The sequence below is a fragment of the Roseovarius aestuarii genome (genome assembly GCF_019966515.1).
GTDB classification, from domain to species: Bacteria; Pseudomonadota; Alphaproteobacteria; order Rhodobacterales; family Rhodobacteraceae; genus Roseovarius; species Roseovarius aestuarii.
In genome coordinates, this window is sequence record NZ_JAIMIB010000001.1 from 273943 (window position 1) to 290567 (window position 16625).

General features: G+C 58.1%; 17 protein-coding genes. 10 read left to right on the forward strand and 7 right to left on the reverse strand.

Translation table 11 applies throughout. The annotated features are described in order from the left end of the window. Positions 1-51: 51 nt before the first annotated feature. Together LC334_RS01320 and metG are read left to right on the forward strand one after the other, a co-directional pair. Positions 52-1290, forward strand: coding sequence for an MFS transporter (locus LC334_RS01320; protein ID WP_085798421.1), 1239 nt, complete (start codon positions 52-54; stop codon positions 1288-1290). 59 nt (positions 1291-1349) lie between these two features. Further along, the gene (gene metG, locus LC334_RS01325; RefSeq protein ID WP_085798422.1) at positions 1350-3062 is read left to right on the forward strand and encodes a methionine--tRNA ligase; all 1713 of its coding nucleotides are present in this window, start codon (positions 1350-1352) and stop codon (positions 3060-3062) included. 129 nt (positions 3063-3191) lie between these two features. On the opposite strand, the gene LC334_RS01330 is transcribed toward metG, so the two are convergent. Further along, positions 3192-4364, reverse strand: a complete 1173-nt coding sequence (locus tag LC334_RS01330) for an epoxide hydrolase family protein (protein ID WP_085798423.1) — start codon at positions 4362-4364, stop codon at positions 3192-3194. 482 nt (positions 4365-4846) lie between these two features. Between LC334_RS01330 and LC334_RS01335 the strand changes: the two genes are divergently transcribed. Both LC334_RS01335 and LC334_RS01340 read left to right on the forward strand, forming a co-directional pair. After that, the gene (locus tag LC334_RS01335; protein ID WP_085798424.1) at positions 4847-5035 is read left to right on the forward strand and encodes a PLD nuclease N-terminal domain-containing protein; all 189 of its coding nucleotides are present in this window, start codon (positions 4847-4849) and stop codon (positions 5033-5035) included. A gap of 93 nt (positions 5036-5128) precedes the next feature. After that, positions 5129-5530: a YidH family protein gene (locus LC334_RS01340; RefSeq protein ID WP_223412840.1), complete on the forward strand. Its 402-nt coding sequence runs from the start codon at positions 5129-5131 to the stop codon at positions 5528-5530. Between the two features lie 43 nt (positions 5531-5573). Here LC334_RS01340 and LC334_RS01345 read toward each other — a convergent pair whose 3' ends face one another. Then, on the reverse strand, positions 5574-6674 hold the full coding sequence (locus LC334_RS01345) for a DUF2254 domain-containing protein (protein WP_176237590.1): 1101 nt from the start codon (positions 6672-6674) through the stop codon (positions 5574-5576). A gap of 78 nt (positions 6675-6752) precedes the next feature. Here LC334_RS01345 and LC334_RS01350 point away from each other — a divergent pair, with 78 nt between their 5' ends. Both LC334_RS01350 and LC334_RS01355 read left to right on the forward strand, forming a co-directional pair. Then, positions 6753-7019 (forward strand): hypothetical protein, encoded by a 267-nt coding sequence (locus LC334_RS01350; protein WP_085798427.1) that lies wholly within the window; start codon positions 6753-6755, stop codon positions 7017-7019. A gap of 61 nt (positions 7020-7080) precedes the next feature. Then, positions 7081-7863 carry a Crp/Fnr family transcriptional regulator gene (locus tag LC334_RS01355; protein ID WP_085798428.1) on the forward strand — a complete coding sequence of 261 codons (783 nt, stop codon included), beginning with the start codon at positions 7081-7083 and terminating at the stop codon, positions 7861-7863. Positions 7864-8049: 186 nt separating this feature from the next. Here LC334_RS01355 and pdxR read toward each other — a convergent pair whose 3' ends face one another. Continuing rightward, entirely contained in the window at positions 8050-9513 is a 1464-nt protein-coding gene (gene pdxR / locus LC334_RS01360; RefSeq protein WP_085798429.1) for a MocR-like pyridoxine biosynthesis transcription factor PdxR, read from the reverse strand. 174 nt (positions 9514-9687) lie between these two features. Here pdxR and LC334_RS01365 point away from each other — a divergent pair, with 174 nt between their 5' ends. From LC334_RS01365 to LC334_RS01375, 3 genes are all read left to right on the forward strand, one after another. Continuing rightward, entirely contained in the window at positions 9688-10728 is a 1041-nt protein-coding gene (locus tag LC334_RS01365; RefSeq protein WP_085798430.1) for a TRAP transporter substrate-binding protein, read from the forward strand. A 107-nt stretch (positions 10729-10835) separates the two neighbouring features. Then, complete coding sequence (locus LC334_RS01370) at positions 10836-12125, forward strand: TRAP transporter large permease (RefSeq protein WP_085798431.1); 1290 nt, start codon at positions 10836-10838, stop codon at positions 12123-12125. A gap of 64 nt (positions 12126-12189) precedes the next feature. Then, the gene (locus tag LC334_RS01375) at positions 12190-12762 is read left to right on the forward strand and encodes a TRAP transporter small permease (protein ID WP_085798432.1); all 573 of its coding nucleotides are present in this window, start codon (positions 12190-12192) and stop codon (positions 12760-12762) included. A gap of 20 nt (positions 12763-12782) precedes the next feature. On the opposite strand, the gene hisD is transcribed toward LC334_RS01375, so the two are convergent. The 3 genes from hisD to LC334_RS01390 all read right to left on the reverse strand — a co-directional run bounded on the left by hisD (position 12783) and on the right by LC334_RS01390 (position 15354). Then, the gene (gene hisD / locus LC334_RS01380) at positions 12783-14087 is read right to left on the reverse strand and encodes a histidinol dehydrogenase (protein ID WP_085798433.1); all 1305 of its coding nucleotides are present in this window, start codon (positions 14085-14087) and stop codon (positions 12783-12785) included. Positions 14088-14209: 122 nt separating this feature from the next. Continuing rightward, positions 14210-14641 carry a low molecular weight protein-tyrosine-phosphatase gene (locus tag LC334_RS01385; RefSeq protein WP_085798434.1) on the reverse strand — a complete coding sequence of 144 codons (432 nt, stop codon included), beginning with the start codon at positions 14639-14641 and terminating at the stop codon, positions 14210-14212. Next, positions 14641-15354 carry a site-2 protease family protein gene (locus LC334_RS01390; protein ID WP_085798435.1) on the reverse strand — a complete coding sequence of 238 codons (714 nt, stop codon included), beginning with the start codon at positions 15352-15354 and terminating at the stop codon, positions 14641-14643. Before LC334_RS01390 ends, LC334_RS01385 begins: the two co-directional genes overlap by 1 nt. Positions 15355-15426: 72 nt before the next feature. Between LC334_RS01390 and LC334_RS01395 the strand changes: the two genes are divergently transcribed. Next, on the forward strand, positions 15427-16125 hold the full coding sequence (locus LC334_RS01395; protein ID WP_085798436.1) for an NAD-dependent deacylase: 699 nt from the start codon (positions 15427-15429) through the stop codon (positions 16123-16125). 64 nt (positions 16126-16189) lie between these two features. Here the strand turns inward: LC334_RS01395 and rpmB are convergent, their stop codons facing one another. After that, the gene (rpmB, locus tag LC334_RS01400; RefSeq protein ID WP_085798437.1) at positions 16190-16480 is read right to left on the reverse strand and encodes a 50S ribosomal protein L28; all 291 of its coding nucleotides are present in this window, start codon (positions 16478-16480) and stop codon (positions 16190-16192) included. Between the last annotated feature and the right edge of the window lie 145 nt (positions 16481-16625).

The following is a 16625-nucleotide window of genomic DNA, read 5'->3' on the forward strand; positions in this document are numbered from 1 at the left end:
TGTCGAATATGCACTGGCATCCACCGGGCAAGCTGACATGGTGGGCGCATTATGCGCATGCTGATCTCTTTTGCCGCCCTGTTCCTGTCTGTCATTCTGCTGCAGCTTTCCACCGGTGGCGTCGGACCGCTTGACGCAATCTCAGGATTGGCGCTGAGCTTCAGCACCGCTGAAATCGGCCTGCTGGGCTCGGCACATTTCTTCGGGTTTTTCATCGGCTGCTGGTGGGCACCGCGCCTGATGGGCTCTGTCGGACATTCGCGTGCCTTCGCGGCCTTTACCTCGGCAGGCGCTATCGGTTTGCTGGCCCATATGCTGTGGATCGACGCCTATGCCTGGGCGGTGATGCGGATCGCTTCCGGCATGTGCGTGGCAGGGTGCTACACGGTGATCGAGGCATGGCTGCACGCCAAAGTCACCAACAAGACGCGTGGGCGGGCGATGGGCGCCTACCGGGTGGCAGACATGGGCGCATCATTGGCGGCGCAAATGCTGATTTCCGTACTGGAACCGGCCTCCTACGTCTCTTACAACCTGCTGGCCATCGTCTGTTGTGCTTCTCTGCTTCCCCTGACGCTAACCAAGGCGTCGCAACCGGAAACGCCTGCCGCTCCGCGATTGCGCCCCATGCTGCTGCTGGAATGCTCCCCACTGGCCGCCGCTGGCGTGCTGGTGGCCGCTCTGTCGAGCGCCTCGTTCCGCATGGTCGGGCCGATTTACGGCCAGCAAGTCGGCCTGCAGGTCGAACAGATCGCCTGGTTCCTCGCCGTCTTCGTGCTGGGCGGCGCACTGGCGCAATACCCCGTCGGCTGGCTGGCGGACCGGTTCAATCGTCGGCATGTGCTGATCGGTCTGTCATTCGCCGCCGTAATCTCATGCGCGTTCGGCGCCTATTCCGATCAGCTTGGCCCGAGTGGCATCATGATCGCCGCTTTCTTCTTTGGGCTGACCAGCTTTCCAATCTTTTCCATATCGGCTGCCCACGCCAATGATTTCGCCGACAATTCGCAAAGGGTCGAACTTTCTGCCGCGCTAATGTTTTTCTATGCGCTCGGCGCCATCGCGGCACCCCTGCTTGCTTCGAAACTGATCGACGCCTACGGCCCGTCCGCGATGTTCGTGATGATCTCAGTCGGTCATCTCCTGCTGGTGTTCTTCAGCATCGTCCGAATGAAAGCGCGCAAAACCCGCGATGATCGCACGCCTTATATCTGGAGTCCGCGCACCAGCTTTACCCTTGGCCGCCTGACCAGCCGTCTGCGGGATAAACACAACGATCAGGCCCCCTAGCCCTGCCTGGCAAGCTGGGGTAAACGGGGCCAAACACGCGACACCAAGGCAGGCATTTCATGGCACGGCATCTGATCACATCGGCCATTCCGTATATCAACGGGATCAAGCATCTGGGCAATCTGATAGGTTCGCAACTGCCCGCAGATCTATATGCCCGTTACCTGCGCGGTCGCGGACATGAGGTCTTGTTCCTCTGCGCCACCGACGAACACGGCACCCCTGCTGAACTGGCCGCCGCCAAGGCTGGCAAACCGGTTGCCGACTATTGCGCCGAAATGTGGGACGTGCAGAACCGTCTGGGTCAAGGCTTTTGCCTCAGCTTCGATCACTTCGGACGGTCGTCGAGCGCCCAGAACCAGAAGCTTACCCAGCATTTTGCAGGTCGTCTGGACGATGCCGGCCTCATTCGCGAGGTCAGCGAGAAACAGGTCTATTCCAATGCCGATGGCCGTTTCCTGCCGGACCGCTATATCGAGGGCACCTGCCCCAATTGCGGCTACGATAAAGCCCGTGGCGATCAGTGCGAGAATTGCACCAAACAGCTTGACCCGACCGATCTGATCGAGCCACGCAGCGCAGTGTCCGGCTCGACCGATCTTGAGGTGCGCGAAACCAAGCACCTTTACCTGTGCCAAAGCAAAATGCGCGATGATCTGAACAAATGGATCAACGGCAAGAAAGACTGGCCGATCCTGACCACCTCGATCGCCAAGAAATGGCTGAACGACGGCGACGGGCTGCAGGATCGTGGCATCACCCGCGACCTTGACTGGGGCGTCCCGGTCAGGCGCGGCGATCAGTACTGGCCGGGTATGGAAGGCAAAGTCTTCTACGTCTGGTTCGACGCGCCGATCGAATATATTGCCTGCGCGCAGGAGTGGCAGGATGCGGGCAAAGGCAGCGACTGGGAACGCTGGTGGCGCACCGACAAGGGGGCCGATGACGTGACCTACACACAGTTCATGGGCAAGGATAACGTGCCCTTCCATACGCTCAGCTTCCCGGCAACCATTCTGGGTTCGGGCGAGCCGTGGAAGCTCGTGGATTACATCAAGTCGTTCAACTACCTGAACTATGATGGCGGCCAGTTCAGCACCTCGCAGGGGCGCGGCATCTTCATGGATCACGCGCTTGAAATCCTACCCTCGGATTACTGGCGCTGGTGGCTTCTGTCCCACGCGCCCGAAAGCAGCGACAGCGAATTCACCTGGGAGAACTTTCAGGCGTCGGTCAACAAGGACCTCGCCGACGTGCTGGGCAATTTCGTTTCCCGCGTCACCAAATTCTGCCGCTCGAAATTCAGCGAAGTGGTACCTTCTGGCGGCGCATACGGCCCGCAGGAAGAGGCATTGATTGCCGAACTCACCACCCGCATCCGCGCCTACGAGGACTATATGGAGGCGATGGAGGTGCGCAAATCGGCATCTGAGCTGCGCGCGATCTGGGTGGCGGGCAACGAGTACCTGCAATCCGCCGCTCCCTGGGCCGCGTTCAAGGAAGACCCGGACAAAGCCGCGATGCAGATCCGCCTGGCGCTGAACCTGATCCGCCTTTACGCAGTGCTGTCGGCGCCGTTCATCCCCGAGGCACAGGCCGCGATGCTGGCCGCAATGAAGACCGACGATGACAGCTGGCCGGATGATGTATCTGCGGCGCTGGCTACGCTCGCGCCGGGCCACGGCTTCACTGTCCCGGATGTGCTCTTTGCAAAGATCACTGATGAACAGCGCGAGGAATGGCAGGCGCGGTTCTCGGGTACGCGAACATAGCTTTCGAACAGCGGTAACGTACCAATTCAGCGCTTCTGGCCAGTATGATACTCAGGCATATAACCGCTTGTGTACTTCTTCCTCGTTGCAGCGCCCGGTCCGGAAAGAATGACGCCAATCTGACGATGGTCAGCGGCGCAGGGTGCGGGCGAATTGTCGGATATCTTGCAGCAACATCTCGGGTTCTTCCATCGCCGCGAAATGGCCGCCGCGGGGCATTTCGGTCCAGTGCTGGATATTGTAGATGCGCTCGGCGTAGGTGCGCGGCGGCCAGTTGAGCATCTCGGCCGGGAAGACGGCGCAACCGGTGGGGACCTCGACGCGCCGCCCCTCGGGTGAGAGGATACGCCCCCCCTCCTCGCGGCGGCCATAATAGATCCACGACGCGGTGTTGAAGGTCCGCGTGGTGATGTAGATCATGATATTGGTCAGCAGCTCATCCTTGCTATGCGCCTTTTCGATGTCGCCCACAGGCACATCCGACCAGTCATGAAATTTCTCGATAAGCCACGCGGCGATGCCCACCGGACTGTCCATCATTGCGTAGCTCAGCGTCTGGGGCCGGGTCGCCTGCTGTGTTCGATAGCCGTTTTGCATGATCTGGTCGCGGTCAAACTGCGCCTCCCAAGCCTCTTCCTCAGGGGTTTGCGGCCCGTCTGGATGGCGCATAGTCAAGACGTTGATGTGGATGGCCGAACAGGCAGGCGCATGGTCATAACCCAGCCACGAACAGATCGCGCCGCCCCAATCCCCACCCTGGGCCAGATAGCTGTCAAAGCCCAGGGCGTCGGTCATCAGGGAGTTAATGACCGCCGCCATTTTGCGTGGCCCATAAGGGCGCGGCGGCCTTCCGGAAAATCCGAAACCAGGCAGCGACGGGGCAATGACGGTGAAGGCGTCGTCAATATCGCCACCAAACCTTTCGGGATGGGCCAGCGGTTCGATCAGGTCAAAAAACTCGGCCACCGACCCGGGCCAGCCATGAGAGATCATCAGCGGCATCGGATTGGGGCCACTGCCCGTCTCATGGATGAAATGCATGTCTATGCCATCGACCGGAGCCTTGAAGTGCGAAAACGAGTTGATCCGGGCCTCCTGCGCACGCCAGTCAAACTCATCCACCCAGTAGACGCAAAGCTCTCTCAGGTAGTCCATGTTGGCGCCGTAATCCCAGCCACCATCATCGGGCATTTCGTGCCAGGGAAAGGTCGCGACACGGTTCAGAATGCCATCCAGAACGTCATCAGGGACGCGGAAACTGAACGGCGTCACATTCGGGCTGCTATCTGGTCGGTCTTTCAAATCGCCGGTTCCCTGGGTCTGAACGAGGAGGTCTCAAGCGTGATGGCTCAGACCCAGATAAAGGGAATTATCAGAACGCGGCGAGAGACAGGTGCGGCATTTCGAAGGGACAGATGACATCCGGAACGACAAGCGTGCCCACTTCGGGCCGTATGCGCAGAGGGAACAAACAGGACAGCGGTCAACCTAGCGGGCGTTGGCATCGGGATTTGTTCGCGATCCATGTACCAATGCCGCAATGTATCTTTCGGACGTCAATCGGCAATGAAACTTCTGGCAGCCAAGTCTCCAAAAATTGCAAGTATGCGCAAAAGTGTTCAGATCATACTCTGCATGGGTATTTGATCCTTGCCGTACAGGTGCCCGAGCACCAGAGTTTGGCTTTCTCTGACGAAGCAGGAGTTTTGGTGTGAAACTGTGAAACCTTTTCGCGGTGCCGACGTTATCCAGCCAACACAGCCAGTAATACAGAGGAAGTTGACATGGAATACGCTGGAGTTGGCGGAGTTTTGGTACTTGCCCTAAACGTTTGGGCAATAGTGGCGATTATCGGGTCAGATATTACGACTGGCAGAAAAGTACTCTGGACACTTCTCGTTCTGGTCTTTCCGATTATCGGCTTTGTAATCTGGCTCGTCGCCGGACCACGAGCCAGCCAGCGCAGCGTGTGACGAAGTGGCGGCAATCCGTTTCATGGGCGAGCATGATGTTTCGCACACGGGTCTTTTTGAGATTGCGCCTACAGTCGCGCTCAGAAAGTCAAAATGAGTCGCCGTAATATGCCTGACCCGATTTCCGACGCAAAGACCGATTGCGGGAAAATCGCTGACAGGCGCACCGAATGGGCAGAAGACCGGACGGTTCTTGCGAATGCTCGGACATTCGCCGCCTGGATGCGGACCGGGATGGCCTGCTTGGGCGTTGCTCTTGGTTTAAAGGCCGTTTTCGGAGCTACGGAATATCCGATGATCGCAAAAGCGGTGGCCGAGCTTTTTGTCATTTGCGCAGTCTTGATCTTCTGGGCCGCTGTGCGCCGCAGCCGCACAGCCCAGAAACGTCTGGAAAATCACGATACTGAAACACAATCGCACAGAAATATGGCGTTTACCGCGTTCATTCTTACGCTCGGGTCGATAGCGACGGGCGGGCTTTTGTGGTTGCTCTGAGAAACTGGAAAACTATTCTTGATCGGTTCTCGCAGAAAGCGATCTATTGGTTGTCAAAGCCGCGTCGGGCGTCGCGAATTCTGCTCGCCAATTCCCGCCTGTCGTCTCTGTTTTGCAAAGCTTGTCTGGCATCGCTGGCGGTCAGGCGCAGATGCTTATCAAGTATTGCCCGATGACGTTGAGGTGCAACAGAGCGCAGGCTGCCAATGGCGCGCACCAAGCGCAACGTCACCAGCATATTGCCGCGCGCGGCGCGGCGCAGGGGGTGCATTGCCAGGCCCAAAATATCCTTGATGCTTATGATTTCCATCCAGACCCGGGGGGTCTTGTCTTTATCGCAGTGAAGCGCCGCGGGTACGCCACGTTGGAGTATCATCGCCAACGAGCCGGAAATGTGATCAATGACACCGATTGCCGTGTAGCCGTCGTTTATGCCCGGCGAAAGCGCACGTAATGCAATTTCGATCCCAAGATGCAGATTGAACTTTATATCACCATCCGGCACCCGCGTATTGTCCAGCAATATCGCCAGTTGGACATCTGCCGGATCACACTCATCCGAGCAGTCGATCAACTCGCAAAGCGGTTCACCTTTGACAAGGTAATCCCCCAGCTGCGCGGTCATGTTGATGAACCCTTCGCCCCTGATCGCAAGGCTTTTGAGTTCTTCGATGTCCACTGCATTCACGTAACCCGGTACGGGAGCGTAGACCATTCTAATCCTACCGTCGGGAATTTTGTCCCGGTCGCCCTCGCTTTCGGTGGGTTCGTCGGTCAAAAGTCGGTCGACCGCACGTCTCAATGCGTTCTGGGTCCGCGCAATCTCGCTATCCACCTTGATGCTGCGTGCGGCGTCATTGACGAAATAGATCAATGTAAACAAGCTGATCGTCACCATTATGATGCCGACCGCCACGGACAGTTTCGGGACTTCATTTTCGCCGACGATGTAAAGCACAATAAGTGCGTAGAGAAACGTTGCCGCCAGCAACCCGATGGTCACCTGATTGACCCGGTTATTGGTGAAGTTCTCCAGAAGGCGCGGCCCGATATTTGCGGCCGCGAGCGTGAAGACCACAAGCGTCAGCGAATAGACCAGGCTGATGACGGTCCCGGAACCTTCGGGTCCGCGACGCGTAATCACACTATCCAAGCGCCACAAGCGACCCCGGAGCGGGTATCCTTATGCTTCGTGCCAATACACCGCCGAGGAAGCACGCAATTGTCAGAGAACCACGATATCGAAGGCCGGGACGACGGTGATATATACGGGATCTGCGCGCTTTCATTGCTTGAAGCCATCATCCTGATTTTGCGCGAGAAAAGCCTAATTACCGAAGACGAGCTGGATGATGCATTCGATGCCGCGATCAGCGCCCACAAATACCGGCACGAGCAGCACACCGACGAAAAAAACCAAGTTGCAGCAACAATACTGGACCGGTTGAGAGTGCATGGAAACAGCGTGAGGCTGGACGGACGCAGGTGACTTGTGATCTGCTATATGCGCGTTCCGCACGATCAGTGGGACACTTATCCGGAACAACGCCATGCTCAATACCGGTGAACAGAAGGGGCTCTATTCCTTGACCAATGCGATCCTCAAGAAACTTGAAGGGTGCTACAATGTGACCGAAGAGATCGTGGAAATCCTGTCCGACATCTGCATTGACAAAGTCGATCTGAACGCCGGAACCATCATTGTGGCGCAGGATGGAGACTATGGTGACGTATATCTTGTCGATAGCGGATGGGCGTTGCGGGCGCGCTTCATGGCCAACGGCTCCAGACAGATTGTAAACACCGTCATCGCGGGTGATTTTCTGGCCTTCAACGCGCTTTTGTTCACCACGTCGGATTTCGAACTGAAGTGCAAAACCGATGTTACCGCCTATCGGTTCTCCAGTACCGTCTTGGAGCGAGCGCTTTCAAGGAACGCCAACCTGGCAGCGGCGCTATTCTGGATCAACGGTCAGGAAGAAAGCATGCTGGCCGAGCGGATCGTGTCTCTGGGCCGCAGATCTGCACGCCAGCGCACCGCCCATGTGTTGTGTGAATTAATCGCACGTATGGAAATCGTCGGCGCGGGAAACGATGAAAGCTACCTCATCCCATTGTCGCAGGATGAATTCGCTGACATTCTAGGCATATCGATCGTGCATATGAACAAAACACTCTCGGCGCTCCGGCGCGACAAGATCATCACATTCCGCAATTCCCTTTTGATTGTACATGACCGGCCGCAGCTTGAAATTGAAGCCGGATTTGACAGCGGCTATCTGCATTTCACACGACGAAATGACAGCCGGTCGATCGGGCTTATTCAGAGCTGAAGGTGGGCCAGATGGCCGCCATGAGACTCCAGCAATACAGCAAACCTTTGTGCTCGCTCGAAGCCATTTAGCAGGTTTTGATGACGACCAGAATCGGGATCACGGCGGCAAGCCGCCCAACGGCATGATTTTAGTGGCCGGTCTGGCGAAGTTCACAAAGTCCGGGTTGCCCTGCTTTCCAGACATCTACAGAATCGCGCGAACTTCCTCGGCAATGATCCTGACGCCATCTTCGAGCTTGGAAACCGGGACATAGGCAAACCCAAGCCGGAAACTGCGACTATCATTGTACGCCAGATAATAATCCTGACCCCGGTCAATCAGCACGCCCCTGGCCTGCAGCCGTACTTTCAGCTCCGACGCGTCAAAGCCCTTGGGTCCGGTCAGCCAGAACGATGTGCCTCCCTCGGATTTCGTGCGTTGCAGCATGCCCAGATGTTTCGACAGTGCCAGATCCATTGCATGCCAACGCTTCTGATAACGCCGCTCGATATTGCGCAGATGGGCGTCGTAATGGCCCAGTTGGAAAAACAGCGCCACAATTTCCTGCACGATCGTGGGCGGGTGGCGCATCATCACGCCGCGGGCAATACGCGCCTGCCGAATAATGTCACGATGGGCCGCAATAAAGCCAAGGCGGATGCCCGGCGACACGGTTTTCGACAAGCTGCCCACGTAGATCACCCGCCCCGTCTTATCCATCGACATCATCGACGGGGACGATTTGGCGACATAGTTCATCTCGGCCTCGTAGTCGTCCTCGATGATCAGGAAATCCCTGGTGGAGGCCATCTCGAGCAGCTCTTCGCGGCGCTGCTGGCTCATCGTGACCATGGTTGGGAACTGGTGGCTGGGGGTGGTAAAGACCAACTGACAACCGGCAGGGATCGCCGAAGGCACGATACCATCGCCGTCAATCGGCACGCCAATAAGCTCGGTACCTGCCATCCGGAACGCATTGCGGGCGCCGAAAAATCCGGGATCCTCAAGCGCCACGGGCTTGCCCGACCGCGCGAAGATCGTGCCTAGGATGTAAAGCGCATTCTGCGAACCAAGGGTGATGAGGATCTCATCTTCCTCGGCATAGATACCGCGCGTATTCAGCAGACGCTGGCGCAATTGCTGCACCAGTTGCGGGCTGTCGCTTTCGACGGAATCGCTCGCCCAGACGGGCATGGTCTTGCGCCCCAATGCCTGCCTGGTGCATTCGCGCCAGCCGTCGACCGGAAAGAGATCCGGGTCGATCTGGTTGTAGATGAACGGATAGGGATACGTGTTCCAGTCCAGCGGGTTAACCACCGGCATCAGATCATTAGGTGGAAAACGAACCGGACAGGGAACACTGTCTCGGGTGGCCACATCGCTATCGCCCTGAGGTTTCTGCAACTCCGCCATCTTCGGATTGACGAAATAGCCAGATCGGTCGCGGGACACGAGAAAATCAAGATCTACCAATCGGTTATAGGCCGCAAAAACGGTGTTTCGCGACACGCCAAATTGCTGCGCCAACTCCCGGCATGACGGCAACGGGCGGTCACTGGCCAGCGATTCAGACATGATCGCGGCACTCACCACCTCGCAAATCTGATCACGCAGACTAAGGCTGGAGGTTTCTGGCAACTGCAGAAAGCGCGGCGTGGTCGAGCTCAACGGCTTCTCCCATTGGCTGTTTCGGGCGAACAGGTAAGTTCTATCAGGTCCCTGAATGACTTGTCAGATGCAACCCTATCTGTCCCTTACTTTCAAGTCATCTGTCACTTTCACAGACCCGACGCGCGGTGAAAGATGTAACCAAGCAAAAAAGTTCAACGGGAGATGAGATCAATGAGGATGAAATCCATTTGCAAAGCATTGTGCCTTGCATCAGCCACGGCGCTTTTTGCGCAGTCCGTGGCTGCCGAAAAAGTGCTGAAATTGGGCACGGTCGGCTTTCTGGGCATGCCGATCGGTGATGCCATCGATCAGGCCTTGATCCCGACGTTGGAGGAGGTTTCGGGCGGCAAGATGACCATCGAGCCGCACTACCGGAAATCCCTTTGCAGTGAACAATCCTGCGGCGAACAGGCCAATCAGGGGCTGTTGGCACTGTGGACAAGCTCGACCGCGAATTTCGGCAATTTCGGCACCGCACTGGCTATCTTCGATCTGCCTTACATCTTCAAAAGCATCGAGGACGCAGATCGCATTTCGTCGGAATGGCTAGCCAAGAAGCAATGCGATATCGCCGCTGAAGAGGCTGGCCATGTCTGCTTGACGGTCTATTCCAGCGGTGGTTTTCGTCAATTGGGCAACGCTCATGGCCCGGTGCATGTGCCCTCGGACATGGAAGGTGTCAAATGGCGCGTTACCAAAAGCCCGATTGAATATACGCTGGTCAAGAACTGGGGCGCCGTACCGGTGCCGTATGACTGGTCCCAGCTTTATCAGGGGCTGCAAACCGGTGTTGTGTCGGGTCAGTATGTCGCCACGCCCTGGCAGCATGTGGCCAAACTGCATGAGGTCGCAAAATACTTCACTGAAATCGGCGGCTCGTGGTCTGGCAACCAATTGTCGATGGACAAGCGCCAGTATGATGCACTGACCGATGAAGAAAAGGAATGGCTGCACACGGCGGCGCAAGCCTTTGGCCAGAAGGTGCAGGAGCTTGACCGGGCTTGGGTAGAGGCCGGAGAGACCGCGATCAAGGCTGAGATTACCGAATGGTATGTCCCGACCGAAGAGGAACTTGTGCAGTGGCGCGCGGGCGCGATTGATGCCTGGCTCAACGCCAAGGGCAGCTTCGATCCCGAGACCGCCCGTCGCGTTCTGGAAGAACAGGGCATGGACGGTTTTATCGCCCAGCTCGAAGAAGCTGGCGCGCTGTAAGCGGCGGCGATATCCTTAACGTGGCAGTGGCGCGAAACAGGTTTCGCGCCACTGCCTGTATCCGGCAATGTTTCGGCACCCCGAGCCCTGAATAGGAAGTATCCCTGATGGAAAGCGTTGTGCTGCTGATCATACTGGTGGTGCTGATCATGCTGGGGGCGCCGGTCGGGTTCACGATGATCCTGATCCCGGTCGTCTACATCCTGATCACCGATGCAGCACCGATGATCCTGATCCCCAGCCAGATGTTCAGCGCCATCGATTCGGTTCCCCTAACCGCGATCCCGTTCTTCATGCTGACCGGAGAGCTGATGACCTCGGCCACCATTACCGACCGGCTGGTGGAATTGAGCCAGCGCCTGATCGGCCGGATGCGCGGCTCGATGGCACAGGCCAACGTGCTGGTCAGCATGTTTTTTGCGGGCATGAACGGATCGGTTGTGGCGGACACGGCCACGGTGGGCTCGCTGCTGGTGCCAGCGATGAAAAAAGCGGGCTACCCCCCGGCCTTTGCCGCCGCGATCACGGCGGTCAGTTCCACCATCGGCGGCATCATCCCGCCCTCGATCATGATGATCGTTTTGGCCAATGCGGGCGGGATTTCTGTAGGGGCCCTGTTTGCGGGCGGCATCGTGCCGGGGATCATGATTGGTATCCTGCTGATGATCATCAATTACATCATCGCGCGGCGCAACAATTTCGAACGCAGCGAGGAACCCTTCAGCCTCAAAGCCATCGCGATTGTCGGCTACAAATCCTCTTTCGCGCTGCTTATTCCCATCGTGCTGGTCGGATCTGTCGTTTTCGGCATTGCGGGCGTGGTCGAGGCCGGGGCGCTGACCGCCACCATCGCGCTTTTCGTGGGGCTTTTCATCTACCGCACCATCACCTGGAGCAATTGCAAGGGCGCCTTCGTGCGCGCCTTCCGCAATTCGGCGATGGTATTCATTATCATTGCAGCTTCTGGGCCGTTCAGCTGGCTCCTGACCTCGCTGGGCGCAATCAATCAGCTTGAGCAGTGGCTACTGAGCTATACTTACAACCCGTTGCTTTTCGCGCTGGTGCTGGTGCTGTTCATCTGCCTGCTGGGCATGGTGATGGATTCAGCCGCCAACATCATCGTGGTGGGGCCGGTGCTGGTCGATGTCATGGTCAAGGCGGGCTATCCGGATGTGCAGGCGGCGCTTGTCGTAGTGGTGGGCTTCCTGATCGGATCGGTGACGCCGCCGGTAGGCGTGGCGTTCTTCACCGCCGGCGCCATCGCCGAGGTCCGGCTGGAAAAGGTGGCAGTGGCGATGCTTCCCTATCTCGGGGCGCTTTTCGTGTTGCTCTTTGTGCTGATCGTGGTGCCGGATTTCACCATGTACCTACCGCGCGCATTCGGATTTTCAAACTGATGCGCACCCGAATTTTATACGCCGCCCTTCCCAGTGCTAAATTCCGTATCCGGAGGCCATGCCAATGCTAGCTGCGATCAAACTTATCGACAGCCTTGTGAAAAAGACCCTCACCGCATTTTGCGCGGTCCTGCTGCTGATGATGGTGGCCTTCACGGTCTATTCGGTGGTGATGCGGTATGTCTTCGAAAACCCACCCGTCTGGGGCGACCTTCTGACCGTGCTTAGCAATATCTGGCTGGTGTTCCTGGCGCTGGCCCTTACCGTGCGCGACCGGGACCACATTGCGCTTGATCTGGTCTACACGTGGTTACCGCTCAAAGCCGCCTTCGCGGTTCAGCAATTCTGGTCTTTGGTGATCTTCGGGCTGGGCCTGATCATGATCATCTACGGGTTGGAGGCCGTTGACACGATGGGCGGCAAATACTGGGAAATGTGGTATTTTGCCTGGGAGGATGGCGGTTTCGTCTTCAAGCCGAACTACATGCCAAAGAAATATGCCATCGCCATTGTCCCGATCTCGGGTTTCCTGGTCAGCGTTGCCGCGCTGGCCTCGATTATCGAAGACAGCGCGCGATTGAAGGCAGGCACATATGATTTGGCTAATGAGACCGACGTGCGTCCCCAGACTGACTGAGAATTACCATCAACGTGGGCTTACACCCCGTTTGCAGCCCGTTTTGGTGGGGTGGCAAAGCGTTCCAGCCGGATATCCGCCGACCGCGCGTGGCCTTCCATGCGTTCGGCACGGCTGAGGCTGGCGGTCACGCGGGCCAGATCAGGTAAACTACGCTCGTCAACCTGTTGCCATGTCACGGTTTTCAGGAACTTGTGCACGCTTAGCCCACCGGTATAACGCGCGGCACCTGAGGTGGGCAACACATGGTTCGGCCCTGCGGCCTTGTCGCCGAAGGCCACAGTGGTTTCCTCCCCCAGAAAGAGCGAGCCATATGCACTCAGCCGATCGCGCCACCAGGGCAGATCTGCCGCCTGCACATGCAGATGTTCGGGCGCTTTTTCATCCGAGAACTGCGCCATCTCCTCAGGTGTGTCACACAGCACGACCTCGCCCAGATCGGCCCACGCGGTCGTGGCGGCGCTTCGGTTCGGCTCGGGCAGATCGGCAATCATCGACGGGATACGCGCCAACACCTGATCGGCCAGAGGTTTGTGAGTGGTGGCCAGCCAGACCGGTGAATTCGCACCATGTTCCGCCTGCCCCACAAGGTCGATCGCAACGGTTTCCGCATCCGCCGTATGATCGGCCAGCACCAGGCTGTCGGTCGGGCCCGCGAACATGTCGATGCCGATAGGGCCGAATAATTGCCGCTTGGCTTCTGCCACATAGGCATTGCCTGGTCCGACCAAGATATCCGCCGCGGGCGCGCCAAACATGCCAAAGGCCATCGCGGCCACGCCCTGTACGCCGCCAATGGTCAGAATGCGCGTGGCCCCAGCCAGATCCATCGCGTAAAGCATCGCGGCTGGGATGCCCTCGGCTCCGTTGGGGGGCGAACATGCGGTAATATCGGCAACACCTGCCTCGCGCGCGGTGCCGATCGACATCAGCGCCGAGGCGATATGCGTGTAACGCCCGCCCGGCACATAACAACCCGCAGCACCCAGCGGAATCTGGCGTTGCCCGGCAATCAGCCCGGGGCGCAGCTCTACCTGCATGTCCTGCGCCGTGGCTCGCTGCGCCGCCGCGAAGCGCGAGATATTGTCATGCGCCCAGCGGATATCATCCTTCAGCGCCTGCGGCACCTGGGCAATCGCCTGGTCGACCTGTGCCCGGCTCACGGATATCTCACCCTGCCAGTTGTCAAGCTGACGAGCATATTCCAGCGCCACCTGGGCACCCCCTGCACGCAGGCGGGCCAGCATCAACTGCACGGTATCGGCAGTGTCCGAGGCAGTTTGGGGCGGTTGGCCTGGGGCGGTTTTGAGAAATCTGATCGGCATGACGGGCCTCCTTCACCTCTCAGATGCGCGTATTCCTTGTGCCAGACAAGAATTTCCCGCCTGACGTGCCGGTGTTTTTTTTCGCGCTTAAAGGCGGCTTCGGGATTTTCGAAAAGATACGGCTACAGCGCCGTTTTCAGACCTCTGGCAGCACGTTCGATCAGATCAAGCGTGCCATCAAAGTCACGGGTGTAGTAAGGATCAGGAACGTGATCCATGCCGCAATCAAGAGCATAATCGGTGAAGAGTCGTACCGGGGTGGCAGCCCCTTCGGGACGCAACGCCTCAATATCGCGCTGGTTGGCGTCGTCCATTGCAATGATCAGGTCAAATCGGTTGAAATCATCACGTTGAAATTGCCTTGCGCGCCGATCCGACAGGTCATATCCGCGTGTTTCCGCCGCCACTTGCATAGGTCCGTAGGGCGGCTTGCCCACGTGCCAGCCCGCGGTCCCGGCGCTATCAGTGATCACGTCAGGCGCCATCGTCCGAAACACGACTTCTGCGGCAGGTGACCGGCAAATATTGCCCAGACAGACAAAGAGGACGCGCATCACGCGAGCCGCCCCTGCATCAGCGCCCAGTGATACGGGATCGACGGGATGAAAAACAGCAGCCAACCACCGGACCAGTAAATCAGCAGCATCGCGGGAATCCAGATCACCGAAAGCGCAAGGCCGATGGCCCCGGTGACCCGCAGCGCCGCTCGTGCCGAGACCAATCGCAGTAAGATCAGTTGCAGCAGCTTGCCGCCATCAAGCGGTTGTACGGGGATAAGATTGAAAAGTGCCAGAAACCCATTGATATATGCGATCATACTGAGCCACTCTGCCGCCTGTGCGCGCGGGCCTGCAAATAGCTCCTGAGGGTTTTCCGCAAGGTTGGCGTCAACAAAGATACCGGCCCACATCACATCGGCCCAGAGCGAAGCAACAGCCCAGATCGCAAGGTTCACGATCGGTCCCATCGCGACGATGAATTCCTGCTCATAGGCCGAAGCCGCGCGTTTGCGCTCGCAAAATCCGCCGCCACCGTGGATCACGATCCTCCGAACCGGCACGCCCTGTACCTGAGCGGCCCAACCATGCCCCAGCTCATGCAACACGATCGATACCAGCAGGATAGATACCACCCCAAGCGCCCATAGGATATCACTACCCGCCATCCAGATGTAAAACAGCACCAGCAGCAGAATCGAGTTAGCGATCTGTATCGGAATGCCGAAGGGGCCGCGAAACTCAAAAAACAGGATGTTGTTACCGAACATGGGATTGGGTCCCGGCTAATCTTTGCCTACAAATTATAGGCAGCCGGAGTAGAGGGCGAATCTAGCAAAACTATGGCAAGCGCGAAATTAGTCATCCTTACCGGAGCAGGTATTTCAGCGGAAAGCGGTCTCAGCACGTTTCGCGACGCGGGCGGCATCTGGGCGCAGCACGCCGTGGAAGACGTGGCGACACCCGATGGCTTTGCCCGAGATCCCGATCTGGTGCACTGGTTCTATAATGCTCGGCGCCAGGCGGCAGCGGACGTTAGCCCCAACGCCGCCCATCACGCCTTGGCACGTCTGGAACGCGAGCACAAAGGCGAGGTGGTGATCATCACGCAAAATGTCGATGCGCTACATGAGGCCGCCGGATCGGCTCTGGTGATCCATATGCACGGCGCGCTCTCAGGTGCTCTCTGCGCAACCTGCGACTATCGCTGGCCCGCGCCGCTGGCGATGCACACAAACGACCCCTGCCCCGCCTGCGCGGCTCCCACGGCCCGGCCAGATGTTGTCTGGTTTGGGGAAACTCCCTATCAGATGGAGGCGATCTGGAGCCATCTGGAGGAAGCGGACATTTTCGCCGCCATCGGCACCTCGGGCAATGTCTACCCGGCGGCGGCCTTTGCCCAACATGCCGGGCGCGCCGGGGCCCACACGGTTGAGCTGAACCTCGAAGCATCCGCAAATGTCCGCGACTTCGCTGAATTGCGTCATGGTCCGGCGGGGGTAACGGTGCCGCCCTGGGTCGACGAGTTGCTGAACCAGTGAAGCTAAAAAACGACAACAGTCCCGCCTCAACGGACGGGGCTGTCTGAATAAAAAGACCAAATGATCAGGCGTTGGCGGCCTGCGCCTTGGCGATCTCTTTCTTGACTTTCAGCGCGTTGGCCGAAAGCTCAGTATCCTTGGCCTTCGCCAGATAAGCGTCCAGACCACCACGATGATCAACACTGCGCAGAGCAGCCGCCGTGATGCGCATCTTGATGCCACGCTTCAGCGTTTCCGACTGCAGGGTTACATCGTTCAGGTTCGGCAGGTACCGGCGCCTGGTTTTGTTGTTAGCGTGGCTGGAGTTGTTGCCAACCATCGGGCCTTTTCCGGTCAGTTCGCAGCGGCGCGACATGGGGTCATCCTCTTCCAGAGCTCAGGGCGTCCACGCCCTTTTCAATACAAACGGGCGCGTGCGTACAGCGCAGCGCCCCGAATTCCGTTCGCGGTCTTTAGGCCCAATCCCCCGGGTCGTCAAGGGATTCGTCCCGAATATTGGT